This window comes from Chryseobacterium camelliae, assembly GCF_030818575.1.
GTDB classification, from domain to species: domain Bacteria; phylum Bacteroidota; class Bacteroidia; order Flavobacteriales; family Weeksellaceae; genus Chryseobacterium; species Chryseobacterium camelliae_A.
Map to the genome: position 1 here is coordinate 1,746,591 of NZ_JAUTAL010000001.1, position 18,097 is coordinate 1,764,687.

An 18,097-nucleotide genomic window follows, 5' to 3' on the forward strand; every position below is an offset into this window, starting at 1 on the left:
TTACATAAGCAATGTTTCCAATGCATTCTCAAAATTAAATATCTTATCATCAAAAGGAATCAACTCATATGACTTTGAGATATCCATTTCATTTCTTGTTTCGAAATCAGCAAAAATATTTTGTTGGTTGACTTTTGAAATCTCTTTCTCCCTTATAAATCCTTTTCCTAAAATAAGTCCTATTCTACTGTAGTCATTGTAGAAATATTCCTGTAAAAGAGGAATAATTTCATTTTTAAAAGATGACTCGAAATCCTCCTTTATAAAATAAGAATGACCCAAAGTATGATTTCTATCAAGTAGTACTTCTATTCTTATGTTTATCTTTTCCATAATTTCAGCTCTTTTGAAATTATCTAAAAATACTTTATTTTTTACCACATTAATATCAGGCATCATCTCAACAAAGCTGAATCGTCTTCTTAAAGCAGTATCTAAAGCTTCCACGCTTCGGTCTGCCGTATTCATTGTTCCAATGATATAGAGATTTGAAGGGACACCAAATTCTTTTTTTGAATATGGAAGTTTTATTTTTAACTCGTTCTTTTCACCAATTCTTTTATCACTTTCTATTAAAGTAATTAGTTCACCAAATATTGCAGAGACATTACCTCGGTTGATCTCATCAATAAAAATGGCATAAGTATTATCTGGATCTGCGATAGCTTTTAAACATATTTTTTTAAATATCCCATCTTTAATTTCAAAATTTAATTCATTATCTCCTTCGTCAAGTTTGGGTTTTATACCCTCAATAAAATCTTCGTAACTAAACGATTGATGAAAAGTTATAAATTCATAGTTTTTGACTAACTTTCCTGCTTGTGGTTTAAAATTTTTAATTTTAATTAATAAATCTTCGGCTTCCGGATATGTATTTTTCAGAGCCTCTATATCAATAGACCAATTTGACTTTTCATCTTTAACAAAATAAAGAGGCTCTGATCTTTTTTCTACATTTACATATTTACAATGTAATACAGTATGAGATTGCAGTTGTCCCCAAATTGTAGGCATTACAGTTTTTGATAAAGAAAGGCGTTCTTTAATTTGTACTATTTCATGCTCGTAAATATTTCTAACTTTTCCAGAAACAATATCCAGCAAAGCAACCGTAATGACTTGCCACCAACTTAAATCTGCTACTATTCCTTCGATGTAAGATTCTCTAGTTAAGTCAGATTCTTCAACTGAAAACTTTGGAAAATAATTCTTTTGCATTGAATAGGTTTTCCCCGTTCCAGGAGGACCATAAAGAATTTGATTAAGTGGTATAGAAACTTTATTCATTATTTCAGTTGGTATATATTCATCAGCAAAATCTTTTGTCTCATCAATAGATTGAAGGACCTGATAAAGTATATCCTGAGCAAATATTAAATTAGTAGTGTCAGCAAAAGATTCTTCAGTTAGAAACTCACTTTTAATGTCCAGCAATTGCTGGTCTTTAATGATATAATTAGAAATTAAATTATCAACTAATCTAAGGTAATGCAGATACTTTTTATTTTTGTTCTCGGGTAAAATTCCTAATTGATTACAGTAAGATTTATAAATAGAACTCTTATATAAAGTATATTTTTCCGGATATTTAAATGTTAGATAGGTAGAAATGGTACGTTCATCATGATGATGATTCAGACTTATTCCCATCCTTTTATATATGTCCGAAACTTTGCTTTGAAACTCTACAATCCTATTTTCCAATGACAGATCTTCATCGAACAGAGTTTTAAAAGCATTGCGATAGTCTTCCGGAAATTCCCTAGCAATATGATTTCTTACTGCAATACCATTGTGATAAATTAAATTGCCAAAATTAATTGAAGTTATTTCAGAGGCGAAATCAACAGCTGATACATCTGGCCGGCCATTATATCTATTGATTAAATTCCATTTATAAATTTCATTTTTATTACCCTTTAAGACTATGTTCTTGTATTTATTAATTATGTTTAAATTAACGTCTTTAATTAATCTGTTTTTAATAACAAAGCCCATTTTTCTTAATGGTTCATTGGTATGATCACCGCCATAAAATCTTTTTTTCTGCCAATCTTTGATGTTAGCTAATCTAGCCGCCCATCGAATAACTTCTTTAGGAGGAAACGTTTTACCTTTATATTCAAGATCATATTTAGTAGATCCCTTTAGAAGAACATCATTGGTAGTAATAAATTCCAGAGCATTAACAACCTGTTCTTTTGTAACCTGATTGGGTAGACTTGCCATATAGTTTATTTACCTATTTTTTTTAAAAGTTCCCTGCCTGTTCCAGCACATTCTTATACACATCATCCTGTTTAATGGGCGGATAGCCGTATTCATGAAGCTTTACAATGATCTCCATTTTCAACTGGGCTTTAATGTCTTCTCTGTCATTATAGTCGGGGAATCTGGCGGTGTTATCTACTATTTTTTTTATTTCCCGCGCTAAGTCCCGCATTTTTTCTTTGTCGTAATCAAACCCATATTGTTTACTAACGGAATCCAGAATATCATAAAACGCTTTTTCTTCATAATCAATTTCCAAGATCCTTGAAATCTACTCTTGATCTATTAAAACACAAATATATCGGTATTCTATGATACTTCCGAAAGGAAAAATCAAATTTTCAGATGGATGATTATATTCTATTTTTTCAACTTATAACCTATTGACTTTTCTCATCTATCGCATTTACCACATAATCAAACTTCCAGTTGCTGCCGTCTTCATTTTTAACTTTCGTATTCTCAAAGAACGAAGTCGCCTGCCCGTAATCAATAGACACGATCACCTTAGTACTGAGGAATCTCGATTCACCGACGATCTCGGCATAAACGAATTTGGGAGTCACCTGTGCAAAAGAAAAGACTGCACAGCAGAGCATGTGTTTTTTCATGGGTTAAAGTTTTGTCAAATATAGCTAAAAAATCAATTTCTATTAGATGGGAAGCTGTAAAAATAAATTCCGGCTGTTATGTTCTATTGCAACTCATAGCTACCATAATACAACTTCTTAACATACTCCATAAAAATACCCGGCAAAAACCGGGCATTTGATCAGCAAAGATTTATAATTCTGTTTGTGGTTTTTATATCAAAACCCTACTCCTGTATTTAAGCCTCCGCATTCTTTTCAAACCAGGCAATATACGCTTCCACTGCTTCTGCAATGAACTTTTTGGTTTCGCCTTCTTTCAGGGCTCCGCTGTCATCGAACAATTCATTGGCTTTGGCGATATAAACTTCCGGCTGCTGCATAGCGGGCATATTCAGGAACACGAGGCTCTGCCTCAAATGGTGATTGGCCCCGAATGCGGAAATATTTCCCGGAGAATTGCTGAAGATCGCCGCGGGCTTTTTGTCCCAGACACTTTTACCGGCCGGCCGGGAACCGATGTCGAGGGCATTTTTCAGGACGCCGGGTACCGAACGGTTGTATTCGGGTGTGATGAAGATGACCCCATCTACCTTCTGCATTTCTTCCCGGAAAGCTTTGTACGATTCCGGGACCTGGTTGTGGTCGTCAAAATCCTGGTTGTAGACTTCCAGCCCGTCTAATGAAACAATCTGAAACCGGTAACCTTCCGGTGCCATCGGTACAATGGCTTGTGCAATTTTCTTTGAAAACGATTCTTTACGCAGGCTTCCTGCAAGAATTCCAATTACTTTATCCATATCGATATAATTTAGTGGTATCTGTGCAACGGATCAGGCGGTATCCCGATCCCGCACAACAGTACAAGTATCTTGCCGCAGCGTATAGGCAGTGATTTTGGGGAGCTTTAAAAACTGTTTTGAACTAAATTTATTTTACCGTACCTTTTAGGCATAAAATCTTCGTGATACAACACAACTTTTGTTTTGTAAGCAACGAGTTCATTTGTGTTGTGAATTGCTTTCATTTTACCGTATCTTCGTGATACAACACAACCAGTTGCGCCGGCTCCATCCGTTTTGGCAAGTTGTGAATTGCTTTCATTTAATCGTATCTTCGTGATACAACACAACGAAGCTAATACGGCAATCAATTACATCAGAGTTGTGAATTGCTTTCATTTAATCGTATCTTCGTGATACAACACAACCCCATGCTCCGAATTGGAATCCCTTCGCTTGTTGTGAATTGCTTTCATTTAATCGTATCTTCGTGATACAACACAACAGTAATCTGAATACACAGATCAAAGATCTGGTTGTGAATTGCTTTCATTTAATCGTATCTTCGTGATACAACACAACTAAACACCAGAAGGCTACATAATATAGACAGTTGTGAATTGCTTTCACTTAATCGTATCTTCGTGATACAACACAACCAATGGTATTATAGGAATGCAGTTCAGTGCGTTGTGAATTGCTTTCATTTAATCGTATCTTCGTGATACAACACAACTTCTAAAAATTGTCATATTGGAAATGCATCGTTGTGAATTGCTTTCATTTAATCGTATCTTCGTGATACAACACAACCCTGTATAGTTATGATTCAATACATCGCAAGTTGTGAATTGCTTTCATTTAATCGTATCTTCGTGATACAACACAACACGGGACGTTATCAGACCAGCTTTGGGACAGTTGTGAATTGCTTTTATTTAATCGTATCTTCGTGATACAACACAACCCTGTATAGTTATGATTCAATACATCGCAAGTTGTGAATTGCTTTCATTTAATCGTATCTTCGTGATACAACACAACACGGGACGTTATCAGACCAGCTTTGGGACAGTTGTGAATTGCTTTTATTTAATCGTATCTTCGTGATACAACACAACCAATATTTTGAACGGATAACGAAGCCGTTGGTTGTGAATTGCTTTCATTTAATCGTATCTTCGTGATACAACACAACCTCAATATTTAACCCACTGAATTGCAGTGGGTTTATTTGTTATTTAGAATTTAAAAAATCAGAATAATTCGAGCTGCTGGAAGGTTGGAGGCGGTTCTTCTTTATTCCTGGCAAAGAAGATCTCAATATCCCCAAATTGTTTGTCGGTGATGCACATGATGGCTACTTTACCGGCTTTCGGCAACATAAACTTCACGCGTTTGATATGAACTTCCGCATTTTCACGGCTTGGGCAGTGACGAACGTACATCGAGAACTGAAACAGGGTAAATCCGTCATCGATCAACGCTTTCCGGAAACGGTTGGCATCTTTCATGTTGGCCTTGGTCTCGGTAGGAAGGTCATATAATACTAAAACCCACATAATTCGGTATGTATTAAACCTTTCGGCATTCATATTTTATTTGTAAAATGTACAATGTAAAAAGTAATTTAATTCATCAGATTAGTTCAGGATAAGAGATCAGTCGCTTTTCACCCGTGTAACATTTATAAAGCGATGAAGCTGTATATTTTACAGCCATCAACAAGGGTCTTGTTTTATTGTCAATCAGCACATCCTTAGTCGCGATCTGAAGAATATGCGCTTTGAATTCTTTGGTCAGGTCTTCCGTCTCCGAATTTACTTTTAGCCACTGCATGACCAAAAGGTCCAAGAAAGGACGATAAGGTTCCATTAAATCATCTGCGAGACAGTAGGGATTGTATTTGTTTTTATGAAAGATTCCGAGAACCGGAAGCAGTCCTGTTTCAACAATAGCCCTTGCCACAATACTCCGAAGTACGGCATACCCAAAATTAAAAAAAATGGTTGGGCGAATCCCCGAACCGCTGTCTCAAAAAATCTAGGGTGATCAGGTATTTCCAGTAATGCTGAGCAGCAATGCCTTCCATATTGGTAACATCGCCGGATTTTACATTCCGCTGGTATTCAATCATAGGTTCATAATAATTCCCCAGTTTCATCAGCACATTTTTCTGGTTTTCAATCTTGCATTCCACCGTTTGCTTCCAGAGCTGTTTCTTTAGGGGTTCACTGGCTTCCAACTGCTCTTTTACCTGGTCCGAATGTTCAGTATGACCGTGCAACGGCAGCATGATTCCATGGGGTAGATGATGCGCATCACAACTTACCACCACCACATTATTGCCCATCATTTTCTGGATCAGGTTATGGGAAATGGTCCAGCATCAGCAATCCCAAATCTTCCACCGGGACACTCCCCTTTTCCGCTTTGGTTTCCGGACAGATGATTTTCATCTGCTCGTCTTTGAGTTTAAGATAAGCGGGATTGCCGATGTAAATGGAGCGGGTGATCACTTTTAAAGTTTTAATATTCTCCTACCTGAACGATTTTTCCCAGATGATTCAAACGGACTTTCCAAACATTCTTTAATCCGCTCAATCCTTCCCTTCTCCAGGTAATTCCTTTCAGTGCAGAATTATCTTCGACTGTAGTTTCCAAATGATGCCTAAAGAAATAGTCTTTTGTTGCAATTTTCTGCACTCTGAAAAGATTTTTTGAAATAAAACTCAGATTCTTTTCATCAAATAAATCAACTTCTTTCGGATCAAAATCTTCTGATGGAAATAAAAACATTTCATTTTGTTTCATGGTAAAAAGAAATTTCCAGCCTGATGCGGAATTATATTCTTTATCAATAGCCGGTAATTTTTGGTTCACTCTTTCTACAGCTTCATAAAAACTCACAACTTTTTCCTGTAAATTTCCATTTTCATCTTCATAAATGGCAACGTGATGGTTATTTCCTGTACTTACAAAATCAACGGCTATCCTTTGACCATCTTCATCTAAAATATCTTTTCCTAAGTGATCTTTTTTGTAATGCAGAGCTTCGGCATTATTAATTCCTGTAATAGTAACCGCCTTTATTGAAATCCCTTTTGATTTATTAAGCCAGATCGGGTTCTTTTCCAAATCAGAAAAGGCTTCCTTAGAGTTTCCATTAAATTCTTTTAATCTTTCGGTCAGAATATCACGAATTCCTTTATCAATAACTTTTTCAATATTTTTAAAATCTTTAAAATTATCAGGATTTACCGCTTTTCTGATCGTATAGCCCGTTTCATACCAGGCTAAAGTTACGGTTTCGGGTAAATGGTCCGTTCTTTCAGCATCAAGAAATATTGGATTTTTAGAAATTATATTTTTCCCGGTAAATGCTTTTTTCGGATCTCCGCCAAACTCTTGCAGCCTATTCAGCAAAGCATTTCTGTATCGTTCATTCTGAACTTTTTGAATGGTTTCTACATCGAATTTTCCCGACACCTTTTCTTCTTTTGTTTTAAGAAATTTTGAACTTCCGTAAATTGTCTCTTTATGAAGTTGTCCTCTAGGAGTCAGTTCTGCTTTTTCAATTACGCTTCCTTTTTTCTTAATTTTATTGATATTTCTGGTAACGACTTTATTTTTAGCTTTGTGAGAAATTAATATTTCATCCAAATGTTTTTTGGCTTCTGCTCTAAGATTTTTAACAGGTTCTTTAAATCTTCTCTGCTTTGAACCATTTTTCTTTTCAATGACTTCTGTAATGTTATTTTCAATATTGGTAATTATTTTATGCGCTTTATGAGCTTCATTTTTTCTTGCATTTAAGTAATTGAGATACTGTATATGATTGTGCGTTGTAAAAGCAACCGTTAAAGCGTCCATTGCGTGGTGACGGTGGTCATTTCTTTTAGTCCAGTTTATAATTCTCTGCTTCTCTTCTCCTTTTGAATTGATGACCGTTTCTGTAAGCCCTAGTTTTCTGTATTTTTCCAGATTAAGCTCTTTCATTGTATTGACAAGATTCCAGTCTTCACGGAGCTTTTCGGTTATCCGTCCTGAGGTTGGGGTTACATAATTTGTAATTCCTAAAAGGATTTCTTTAGCTTTTTTTGCAATATATTGTGTATTTCGCAAATCTCTTTCAATAAAGCCATCTCCTATTTCGACACCTTTTTTTTGCAGTTTTTCAAATTTGGCTTTGGTAATTGCTCCCTTGTCATACAGATCTTTTATGATGTTTAAAAACTTTTCTAATTTGTCTTTTCCTTCAATCTCAAGATAATCGAATGCCGTAAAATTTCCTTTTTTAAGATTAGCGCTTCTTGGAACCAAGACTTTATTGGAAAAACTATCATCAAAAAATCGGGATTGTGGTATGATGTGATCAATATCATATTTCTCGGTAAATAAGTTTCCTCTTTCAATTTTCACATCCGTATACAAATCCTTGAAGCCGTTATTTGCCAGTTCTAAGTATAATTTGTAACGAATGATATCATTTCTGGATGGAGCAGGAATATTAAATTCCTTTTTCAAAATTTCGGCATATTTCTGATGCTGTATTGTCGCCTTATTAATTTCGGAAGTCATTATAGCGCGTTCTTCCGCACTAAATTTGAGCTCTCTTGCCAATTCAATTATTATTTCATCAGGTCTTCCGTATTCTTTTGAAACTTCATTCACAAGATTGATCATCTGATTCAAAATCTTTTCAACTACCGGATTTCGTAAAGAATTTTTGGGAAGGATCTCCAACTGTTCCTTTAAAGGCCGGTTTTCTAATTGCTCTTTTGTTAACGAATTTTTAGAATGATTATACCCTGCATAATTACAGGCTGTACTGTATTTATGCTCTTTAATATAGGGATAAATCTTTCGCATCGCCTTAGAACTCAGACTTCCATAATCCTGAGGAAAAACAATTTCCGCTAATATTTTGGAATGCTCTTTTCTGAACCCGAATTTCTTTTGCAGTAACTCATACAGTTTTTCATTTCCTGACGGAGAATCATCACCTTCATAAGAATACAGCAGATGCCACAGCTGGTAAGAAGATTGTTTTTCAAAATCATTTCCATCCAATTCCGGATTGAAGTCCAGAACAGAAGTATCAATTCCCAAGCCTGACAGCTTTTCCTTAACAAATAATTGTATGATTTCTGAAGAAGCATTGATCTTAGAAACTCTAATTTCATCATCAATGGTCAACTTAAATTCTTTTGGAAATGCTATTCCTTCACTGGCTATAATTTTCAGAAAAGCATTGTATAGATTTTCATTGGTATAATTTCCTTCAATCTCTTTGAAATTAGTCTTCCATTCTTTCCCCGAATAACCAATAAGATCCAAAACATCCTTTGCAGAAAGTTTTCCTTTCACATTCACCTCATTGAAAATTGATTGCTTACAATCTAAAACTATTGGAAAAACTTCTTGGTTATCTACATTCTGAAACTGTAAATTATTCAGAACCTGCCAGATTTTAAATTCCTGAAACAAAGGAGAAGACTTTGGTGCAACCTTTAGTCCTAATGTTTTCTTTTTTGTTTTTCCGTTTTCTGTAATTTCTATTTCTCTGTTTTCAAACTCACAGATGCTGATCAAACCTTTCTGTGATTTTAGTTTCCTCTGATAGAAAATAATAATATCCCGAACCTCTCCTTTTAATTCCTGCGTTAATTCTTTATGATACTTAGATTGAGTTTCCCATATTTTCTCAAATTCATCCAAATAATCCTGTCTGTAGAAAACCTGATTTTTAAGTTTCGTATGAGGGTTTACTTTTAACTGATGAAATAAATATTCCCCGACTGTCTGATTTTTAAAATACAATTCCTTGCTTCGGTCACTGATTGCTCCTAAATAACCGCTTGAATTATTCAGATTACTGTTGATTTCCTGAAACACAATAGCCAAACTTTCGAAATCCAGCTGTTTTTTAACCGCTTCACTTCTCCAAAAGTATTTTTCAGCTTTTTTCTCCTGCATCGTTCCGGTTTGCTTGATTCCTACAAGGGAAAATGGAATCTCTAATTCTTTCCAGGTTGCATTCCTATTTTTACCCTGAAGTCTTCCATAGAGTTCATGAGAAAAAATTTCAGGATTGAATTGTTTCTGAAAATCCCAAATCTTATCAAATTCAGCCTGTAAATCTGAACGGTAAAAATCTGGCAATTGCTTTTTGCCTTGCTGTAAAAGTTGGTATGAATATTCTCCGGGGGTTAAATTTTCCTCATACAATTTTTTAGCTACAGCCATTCCGTCCACAATTTGCCCTTCCTCATCGTTTTTAGCTTTGCGGCTGCTCCTGTACCCTCTTTTTTTATTGATTAAAAGTAAAACCCTGGCAAATTCTGAAAGCTCTATTTGTTCTTTTGCCGCCTTTGCCCTTAATTCCTGAGTTTGAAAGGTTGAGTTTTTCCCAACTTCCGCAAGCAGGTCTGTTTCTTTGAGAATATTATTTTTCTTTAGAACATCAATGAGATTGGATCTTCTCAATTTAAACCTTTGAAGATTTCTTCTCGCACTTCTGGCCAAAGTTCTTCCGGCATTGGTTGTAATGGGTTTTCCTTTTTCGAAATTCAGCTGCTCATCAACAGTCAGCGGATTTACACGGACTCCAAGTTTGATGATTTTATTATTTTCAGGATTTTTAGAATCTTCCTGAACATAGGCCCATCCTATCGAAGAAATACCTAAGTCTAATCCCAATATTTTATTTACGTTCATTTTCAATGGTTTATAATTAAAAACATACAAATATAAAAACAATTACCGTTTTAGTTATCAACTAAAATGATAAATTTATATCTTTGTTCATAGAAAAAGATTATTTCTGAAGAGAAATCGTTATTAAGGTCCAAACTTAATTCTAAAATCCCCCAAGGTTTTTTGCTTTTTCTATACAATGGTTATTTACAGTTGATAACTATTGTGAATTGTTTTCATTTCAATCCTAATAAGTTAATTCTTATTAGGATTTCTTTTTTATAACAATAAACTTCTGAAAGATATGCTTAAATTTTTTTATTAAAATACGGAAAACCATAAACCGGATAAAAAATTATTTTTCTACATTTGTACATGAAAGCAATTCACAATAAGGATTATTCCGTTGTGAAAACATTTAGCGCCTCGCCTATCTGTGGGGCATTTTTTATATCTGAATGTCAAGGCGTAAGTCTTCCTCTATAAAATTATACAGTCGTTATCATAAATCATCGATAACAGGAAGCCAAAAAAAAGCCACCCCTAAAAGAGGCAGCTTTACAAGATTATATCTAACAATATTATTTTTTCGCTTTTACATCAACGCCAATTTCGATGTCTTTGCTGATCATCCATTCTGCAGGATCGGTTTCGGAAGTTCCGAATTTGATGCCCCAATCAGCTCTGTTTACGGTGAACTTCGCCTGGATGGATGCAGCATTATCCGCTACCTCTACTTTAGCCGGGAACGTTACGTTCATCGTTTTTCCGGAAAGCGTAAGGTTTCCGCTCACGGTTTTGTTGGCTCCGGCAACTGCATCTTTGGAAGCATCCTTAAGATCGGTTACAGCAGTGATCTTGAACTCTGAGGTCGGGTTTTTAGCGGTGTCGAAGAAATCAGGAGTTTTCAGGTGTGCTTCCAGGTCGGTATATTTTTTATCCTTTTCCGTTACGGAAGCCGGGTCTACTTTCAGGGAGTTCATATCTATAACGAAGTTTCCTGCCGTTAACTGGCCGTTTTCAACGCTAAGGTCTCCTGACTGCACCTTAAGGGTTCCCCAACGAGGTGCCATACCGCCTTTGTGGAATGCCTTCCAGTTCACCACTGATGCAGCAGTATCTACCGCTAGCTTTTCTCCTTTTCCTTCAGCAACCGTCTGCTCCTGAGCTGTTGCAGCATCTCCGGCCGCTTTGTCTTTGTTACAAGATGTTGCCACCAATCCGATAGCCATTAATGCAATGACACTGAGTTTTTTCATATTATGTATTGTTTAAAAGTTGTTATTCAATCAAAAAATAAAATACAGCATGTATTTCTGCTGTAGAAGCGTCAAAATTAAAGAACTTCGCCGGTTGATTTCTTATCATACGTCAAGAAACGATTTTAACCATATCTTAATATTCAGGTTAAAATAAGGAAAAGTTGTGACCATAGACTATGCCGTCCATAAGAAAAATACTTATTTTAGCCGTTTAATTTTTACCATGAACGCTACAAGCTTTATACAACAATCCTCTAATATTTCCGAAAAAAGCATTAAGGCTACCCTTCAATTGTTAGCTGAAGACTGTACCATCCCATTCATTTCCCGGTACCGTAAAGATGCCACGGGAAATCTGGATGAAACCCAGATCGAACAGATATCCAAGCTCAGCCAGCAGTTTGAGGACATTGTAAAACGCAAAGAAAGCATCCTGAAATCCATGGAAGAACAGGGTGTGCTGACTGCCGAGCTCCAGCAGAGGATACAGGACAGCTTCAGCCTTCAGGAACTGGAGGACCTGTACCTGCCGTATAAAAAAAGAAGGAAAACCAGAGCAGATGCGGCCAAAGAAAAAGGCCTTGAACCTTTAGCCAGGATCATCATGAGCCAGAAAGGCAATGACCTGATGTCGCTGGCCGGAAAATACCTCAATGACCAGGTAGCTTCCGAAGAGGAAGCACTCCAGGGTGCAAGGGATATTATGGCCGAATGGATCAATGAAAATATGTACGTCCGCAAAAACCTGCGCCGGATGTTCCAGCGTAAAGCCGTTATTTCATCAAAAGCCGTAAAAGCCAAACTGGAAGATGAAGGAGCCCAGAAATTTGCCCAGTATTTCGACTGGGAGGAGCAGTTGGGCAAAATGCCTTCCCATAGGCTTTTAGCCATGCTGAGGGCAGAATCCGAAGGTTTTGTGAAAGTGAATACGGGCATTGATAAGGAAGAAGCGATCGATTTCATAGAACAGGCGGTTATCAAATCCAGGAATGAATGTTCGGAACAGATTGCCTTAGCCATCAAAGACAGCTATAAAAGGCTCCTGGAGCCTGCAATTTCCAATGAAACCTTGCAGGAAGCCAAGGAGAAAGCTGACCGTAAAGCCATTGAAGTGTTTTCTGAAAACCTGAAACAGCTCCTTCTGGCTCCGCCGTTGGGAGAAAAAAGGATCCTTGCAATAGATCCTGGATACAGAAGCGGATGCAAAGTAGTATGCCTGGATGAAAAAGGAGACCTGCTCCATAATGAAACCATCTATCCCCACGCGCCGCAGCATGAAACCGGAATGGCCATCAAGAAAATCCGGTCTATGGTGAACGCCTATGGCATTGAAGCAATCTCTATCGGTAATGGAACCGCGAGCCGCGAAACGGAATTCTTCATCAAAAAAATTGCATTCGACAGGCCGTTGCAGGTTTTTGTGGTTTCGGAAGCGGGTGCATCGGTCTATTCTGCCAGCAGAATTGCGCGGGAAGAGTTTCCCGGATATGATGTAACGGTCCGAGGTTCTGTATCGATTGGAAGGAGGCTTGCTGACCCGCTCGCTGAACTGGTAAAAATAGACCCGAAATCTATTGGTGTGGGACAATATCAGCATGATGTGGATCAGACGCAGCTGAAGAGCGAGCTGGATGCCACGGTCATGAAATGCGTAAACGCTGTCGGGATCAACCTGAATACAGCCAGCAAATCACTGTTGTCCTATGTTTCGGGGATCGGAGAAAAGATGGCTGAAAACATTGTAAACTACCGCAGTGAACACGGCGCGTTTGAAGACCGGAAGCAGCTGAAAAAAGTTCCCAGGCTGGGCGAAAAAGCATTCCAGCAGGCCGCTGCATTTGTCAGGGTCCCGGGCAGCAAAAATCCTTTGGATAATTCGGCTGTTCATCCTGAAGCTTACGGGCTCGTGGAGAAAATGGCTAAGGACCTCGGGATTAAAACCCATGAACTGATTGCCAACAAAGAGAAAATCGCTGCCATTAAACCTGAACAATATGTAACCGATACCATCGGTATTTTAGGGATCAGGGATATCCTGAAAGAATTGGAAAAACCGGGACTGGACCCAAGGAAAGCGGCCAAAATATTTGAATTTGACCCGAATGTAAAAAGCATCAAAGACCTAAAAGCCGGTATGGTCCTTCCGGGTATCGTCAACAATATTACAGCTTTCGGATGTTTTGTTGACCTGGGCATCAAAGAAAGCGGCCTGGTCCATATTTCCCAGCTGAAAGACGGTTTTGTATCCGACGTCAACGAAGTGGTTAAAATGCACCAGCATGTGCAGGTAAAAGTGACCGATGTAGATGAAGCCAGGAAGAGGATTCAGCTGAGCATGATTCTGTAATCTGATTTGAAATAAACGAAAGGCGGCCCAAAGTTTTTGAGCCGCCTTTTTATTTATGTTCCTGATCTCATTTTGGATAGCGTATCGCCTGATCCAGTTCTATGGGATTGTTGTATTGCCGGATGGCCGTTTTCAGCCTTTCATCCACTTCCCGAGCGTTGTTTGACCCGACCAGTGTTCCGTCATTCAGGTAAAACGCTTCTTTTGACTGGGTCCCGCCTGATGAATTCCTGAGGTAGCCAACCGGCGAATTATAATATTTAAGCTTTGCTTCCTTATATTGTCTATCATTTACGGCAACACTCCTTGCAATCATATAATCGATGTATTGATTGGTATAAGGCCTGGAAAGCTTCAGGCTTTTAACCAGCTCAAAACGGTAATTGTCTTTGTCGTCATAAAGCTCTACAATAAGTCCCGGAAGGCCGTGGAATTTGTACGGCCCCTCCTGAAAAGGAATATCGGGAGTAAACCATGCCATCCAATTTCTTCCTCCCCATGTAGTTGTTGCCTTCTGTACTGCAAGATCTCCTATATTCTTCTTCTCTCCCGTCAGTTTCCATTTCTGCGGAGATCTGGAAGAATGCTTAAGAATTACATTTTCCAAAACATCATAATGATTGTAATCCTCTGATCCTGGCTGATGGGAAATGATCTCCGAGGTGTTGAACTTCTGATTTTTGGGAATAGGGATATTGTTCGCGGCAAGGGAATCCCCGACATAAAAATCCCTTGGATAATACCTGATTTCTCTATCGCCGATATCCAGATGGTAATTTTCCTTTGTCATAAGGTGCTGCGCGGAATCTTTCCGGTATTGTACATCATAGATAAAGCGGTGGGTCTGAGTCTGGGCCTGGGTCCACAATACAGCCGTCATAAAGGCTGAAAGAAGCATTGTTTTCATATGTAAGAGGATTGTGTAATTTTGTACGGTTCAATTCCCATTGATAAAGGCCTGCTCCTTTTCAGAAAGCAGTATTCCGGCTTCCTTATCTTCTTTCACAGGAACATTTTCCCAAATGCTTTTACTAAAGTCAACCTTAGAAACCAGACCCTTTCTGTCTGATTTTGTGAAGGTATGATAGATAATCTCCGTATCGAATTTTCGTTCATCGGTTATTCCGTCATGGATAATTTTGAATCGGTCTCCGGACATCTTTTTTAAAGCAGGAATATAGCTTCCGTCTTTCTTATAAAAATCATAGACGATCTGTACATCACCCAACTGGTAATCATACTCTTTTCCGGCTGTATTGGTCCTTTTATAAGAAGGATATCCGGACTGCTGGTAATAGACGTCGTACATGGCTACAGCCTTATCTTTTTTATTGTACTGCATCTCCCCTTCTATAGTGATCCCGCTTCCTGAAAGGATTTTAATCCCGATCGTCTGCATATCTCCGTTTTCAGACAGAAGCCTTCCGGAAGTCTTCGTATTTTTCATCTTCAGATTAGCCAGAACCCTGTGCACTTCAAAACTGAAGAAGAAGTCACCCATATCTGAATGTGAGAACTCATTGCTTTTCGCATTGAATACAGATTCCTCATTTTTTTTAAAATACCTGACCTTATTCAGCTGCATCTGTAAAATTTCATCATAGTTTTTGCGGTAGCCATCCCTGAAATCGTAGGAATTGCTCTTGCTCCATAGTTTGGCTTCTGCAATTACAAGGAAAAACAGGCTATCATTATTGAACCCCCTGGATTTAAACGTAATATCGTATAGGGACGGTTCATCATAATACCTTTTGTGGTAATTTTTCTGAAGGTCTTCAAAGAGTTTCTGAAGATCCACATTGATGATCTTCACCTCTTCAATATCTTTTACTGAAGGTTTCAGCAGTACGGTATTTTTAAAATGACTTTCTTTCTGAGCCTGGTATCCTGGGGCAGATACTTCAAAGCTTCCGGAATCGGCTGCTACGGGAGCATACCCGTCTTCATTGGTGTACACCAGCTGACCCGGCAGGATGATCCTCGCTCCTGCAACAGGTTGGTTATTTTCAGCATCAATAACCTGTATTTTCTGCGAATAAAAAAGAACGGAAGAGAATAAGGAGAGAATAAAAATCTGTTTCATGTATAGCTTTTAAGTGAGACAAATATAACCTCAAAAAAAAGCACAATTCAACATATTTTGAAATATTTAATAGTATTTAAATATTTTTAACCTTTGAAACGTTGAAATGATAAGGATATCTACGGTATGAAAGTTTGATTCAGCAAGGGCCTGGAACAACAAAGCCGGCTGAACAGCCGGCTTCATTATTATTTTTTAGATTCTTCAACAGAAACTTTTCTGAAATCTTTGAACAGTTTGCTAAGTTCTAAAGCTGACTTACGGGCTCTTGTCCCTGCTGCTTTGTTTCCTTTTTCTGCCTGTTGGTTTGCTTCAGTAGTAAAAGCTTCAAATTCCGCGTTGATTTTTTCAATTAATTCTTTCATTATTTATAAAATTTAGGCTGCAAATATAGGTTTTATGGTGATTCCAGCCTAATGGTAATGCGAAAATTTAGCATAATTAATAAAATTTAATGCATGTTTCAGGTCATTTTTTGAAAAGTGACCAGTTATGACCGAAACCAGCCGCTCAAAATTGCAAAAAAATCATAATTTTTATGGAATGCCAATTAATCTCAATTTATCATCTTAAAAATTATTCCGGGTATTTTAACAAATTATATACAATGCATTGCTTTTGTTAAAATTGAGTTCATATCATAAAAGTAAAACCTACAAAGATTACTAAAAACGACCTTTTCTTAAAATAATATTAAAAGTAATTTTCACAGTATTTATGGCACAATTTTGACATGTTATCATATACTCATGTTTAATTTGAGTTTTCATGGTTATTAGTTTTTATCCCCGGTTCTCCGGGGATTTTTATTTGGCAGTCACCATGCATTAAAATGGTCATTCTTTTAGAATATCGATAAATCTTGATGATATCCGTAAAAGATAACCTATACTTAATCTATTACGATGAGTAATCTATTGAAAGGGGTGTTGAAAAGGATTATTGTTTAAAGACAATACAAGAAAGTGATGCTTACGTAAGAACCAATCACCTGTGAATATCCCATATAAAATCTGCCTGGTTGTAAACAAGTCCAAAGTGACATTACATCCGGATTGGAAATGTCTGATCCAGGATATCAGTAAAGAAAAACAGAAGAAAGGATATTAAAGTTTTTTCCGATTCTTGTCAATTTGTATTTATTCAAAACGATCAGGCTAATTTTTCTTTGATGAGATCAGACCGCCTGCTGATCGAACTTTATTTTATCCAGTTCCAGTTTAAAACATCCGAGGATAAATTCGCTGTAGTACAATTGCGCTTTTAAGGGCAAAGTGCGGGAGTGCAGGTCAAGTTTTTCCGAAAGGATTATTTTACCGTGCCTTGATATGGAAAAGAATGCATAGAGTTTATTCTGGGATTCTTTAACAGGAACCGTATAGCCTGTTACTGCAATCGACCAGTCACTTTCGTATCTGGAGGCTACTTCCAAAGCCATTACCTCAGCAATATTGGGAGATACTCCGTTACAGAAGGAAGCTTCATCATCACTGATGTGGAAAAGGCTGATGTTCTCGTCAAGTGTATATGCCGTCATTCCTCCTTTAAAGAAACGGCCTGCATCTTTAACCTGTGAAAAAGAGAACTGTAAAAATCCTGAAGTTACGCTTTCCGCAACGGAAACCGTCTCATTCAGGGCAGTGAGCTCCTCTCCTATGAATTCCAGCAGATTTTGCAGCTCTACAAGAAAATGAACAAAAGATTTCACATGAATCTGTTCAATGGTTAAATCGATTTTGGAAGGTTTTAAAATCATACAGCTAACGTTTTATTGTACCGTTTCTTTTTCATTTGACATGCTCCATATTTCAGTTACAATATCCTGCAGATAGTTAACAGAGCGGAAATACAGCTATTTGTGTTGTAGTAGAGGCACCATCTAAAATCAAGCCATTATTTCTTAAAAAAAGAATAATTGGCGAAGCATTGAACACCTGTTACCCATCATCTTAACCATGATTTTTCACAGCCGAGGCTGAAGATTTATTTAAACTTTAAATCTTAAGCTTTTTCCGGATGCTCAGGGAATGGATAAGCTGGGTAATTATAACAATGACTAC

At 37.3% G+C, this 18,097-nt stretch carries 12 protein-coding genes and 1 pseudogene; 1 reads left to right on the forward strand and 12 read right to left on the reverse strand.

The window, feature by feature from the left end; translation table 11 throughout:
- From QE404_RS07965 to QE404_RS08000, 8 genes and pseudogenes are all read right to left on the reverse strand, one after another.
- Entirely contained in the window at positions 1-2,232 is a 2,232-nt protein-coding gene (locus QE404_RS07965; protein WP_307448952.1) for an McrB family protein, read from the reverse strand.
- A 22-nt stretch (positions 2,233-2,254) separates the two neighbouring features.
- Positions 2,255-2,533: a type I restriction enzyme endonuclease domain-containing protein gene (locus tag QE404_RS07970; protein WP_307448955.1), complete on the reverse strand. Its 279-nt coding sequence runs from the start codon at positions 2,531-2,533 to the stop codon at positions 2,255-2,257.
- Positions 2,534-2,654: 121 nt separating this feature from the next.
- Entirely contained in the window at positions 2,655-2,885 is a 231-nt protein-coding gene (locus QE404_RS07975) for a hypothetical protein (protein WP_307448958.1), read from the reverse strand.
- Between the two features lie 218 nt (positions 2,886-3,103).
- Positions 3,104-3,664, reverse strand: coding sequence for an NADPH-dependent FMN reductase (locus tag QE404_RS07980; RefSeq protein ID WP_295230286.1), 561 nt, complete (start codon positions 3,662-3,664; stop codon positions 3,104-3,106).
- Positions 3,665-4,902: 1,238 nt separating this feature from the next.
- A complete protein-coding gene (cas2, locus tag QE404_RS07985; RefSeq protein WP_307448960.1) occupies positions 4,903-5,241 on the reverse strand; it encodes a CRISPR-associated endonuclease Cas2 in 339 nt (112 codons plus the stop codon).
- Positions 5,242-5,284: 43 nt separating this feature from the next.
- A pseudogene (gene cas1 / locus QE404_RS07990) lies at positions 5,285-6,165 on the reverse strand (type II CRISPR-associated endonuclease Cas1).
- A 10-nt stretch (positions 6,166-6,175) separates the two neighbouring features.
- Positions 6,176-10,366, reverse strand: a complete 4,191-nt coding sequence (gene cas9 / locus QE404_RS07995; RefSeq protein WP_307453813.1) for a type II CRISPR RNA-guided endonuclease Cas9 — start codon at positions 10,364-10,366, stop codon at positions 6,176-6,178.
- A 560-nt stretch (positions 10,367-10,926) separates the two neighbouring features.
- On the reverse strand, positions 10,927-11,604 hold the full coding sequence (locus tag QE404_RS08000) for a YceI family protein (protein ID WP_307448963.1): 678 nt from the start codon (positions 11,602-11,604) through the stop codon (positions 10,927-10,929).
- 226 nt (positions 11,605-11,830) lie between these two features.
- On the opposite strand from QE404_RS08000, the gene QE404_RS08005 reads away from it, so the two are divergent.
- Positions 11,831-13,954, forward strand: coding sequence for a Tex family protein (locus QE404_RS08005; RefSeq protein ID WP_307448965.1), 2,124 nt, complete (start codon positions 11,831-11,833; stop codon positions 13,952-13,954).
- A 67-nt stretch (positions 13,955-14,021) separates the two neighbouring features.
- Here QE404_RS08005 and QE404_RS08010 read toward each other — a convergent pair whose 3' ends face one another.
- The 4 genes from QE404_RS08010 to QE404_RS08025 all read right to left on the reverse strand — a co-directional run bounded on the left by QE404_RS08010 (position 14,022) and on the right by QE404_RS08025 (position 17,793).
- Positions 14,022-14,861 (reverse strand): GLPGLI family protein, encoded by an 840-nt coding sequence (locus tag QE404_RS08010; RefSeq protein WP_307448967.1) that lies wholly within the window; start codon positions 14,859-14,861, stop codon positions 14,022-14,024.
- Positions 14,862-14,891: 30 nt separating this feature from the next.
- Positions 14,892-16,037, reverse strand: a complete 1,146-nt coding sequence (locus tag QE404_RS08015) for a hypothetical protein (RefSeq protein WP_307448970.1) — start codon at positions 16,035-16,037, stop codon at positions 14,892-14,894.
- A 188-nt stretch (positions 16,038-16,225) separates the two neighbouring features.
- A complete protein-coding gene (locus tag QE404_RS08020) occupies positions 16,226-16,402 on the reverse strand; it encodes a histone H1 (RefSeq protein ID WP_034684091.1) in 177 nt (58 codons plus the stop codon).
- Positions 16,403-17,214: 812 nt separating this feature from the next.
- Positions 17,215-17,793, reverse strand: coding sequence for a CinA family protein (locus QE404_RS08025; protein ID WP_307448987.1), 579 nt, complete (start codon positions 17,791-17,793; stop codon positions 17,215-17,217).
- Positions 17,794-18,097: the final 304 nt, after the last annotated feature.

Coding starts and splice junctions, on each gene's coding strand:
- QE404_RS07965 (WP_307448952.1), bottom strand. CDS start 2,232: ATGGCAAGTCTACCCAATCAGGTTACAAAAGAACAGGTTGTTAATGCT.
- QE404_RS07975 (WP_307448958.1), bottom strand. CDS start 2,885: ATGAAAAAACACATGCTCTGCTGTGCAGTCTTTTCTTTTGCACAGGTG.
- QE404_RS07980 (WP_295230286.1), bottom strand. CDS start 3,664: ATGGATAAAGTAATTGGAATTCTTGCAGGAAGCCTGCGTAAAGAATCG.
- cas2 (WP_307448960.1), bottom strand. CDS start 5,241: ATGAATGCCGAAAGGTTTAATACATACCGAATTATGTGGGTTTTAGTA.
- cas9 (WP_307453813.1), bottom strand. CDS start 10,366: ATGAACGTAAATAAAATATTGGGATTAGACTTAGGTATTTCTTCGATA.
- QE404_RS08000 (WP_307448963.1), bottom strand. CDS start 11,604: ATGAAAAAACTCAGTGTCATTGCATTAATGGCTATCGGATTGGTGGCA.
- QE404_RS08005 (WP_307448965.1), top strand. CDS start 11,831: ATGAACGCTACAAGCTTTATACAACAATCCTCTAATATTTCCGAAAAA.
- QE404_RS08010 (WP_307448967.1), bottom strand. CDS start 14,861: ATGAAAACAATGCTTCTTTCAGCCTTTATGACGGCTGTATTGTGGACC.
- QE404_RS08015 (WP_307448970.1), bottom strand. CDS start 16,037: ATGAAACAGATTTTTATTCTCTCCTTATTCTCTTCCGTTCTTTTTTAT.
- QE404_RS08020 (WP_034684091.1), bottom strand. CDS start 16,402: ATGAAAGAATTAATTGAAAAAATCAACGCGGAATTTGAAGCTTTTACT.
- QE404_RS08025 (WP_307448987.1), bottom strand. CDS start 17,793: ATGATTTTAAAACCTTCCAAAATCGATTTAACCATTGAACAGATTCAT.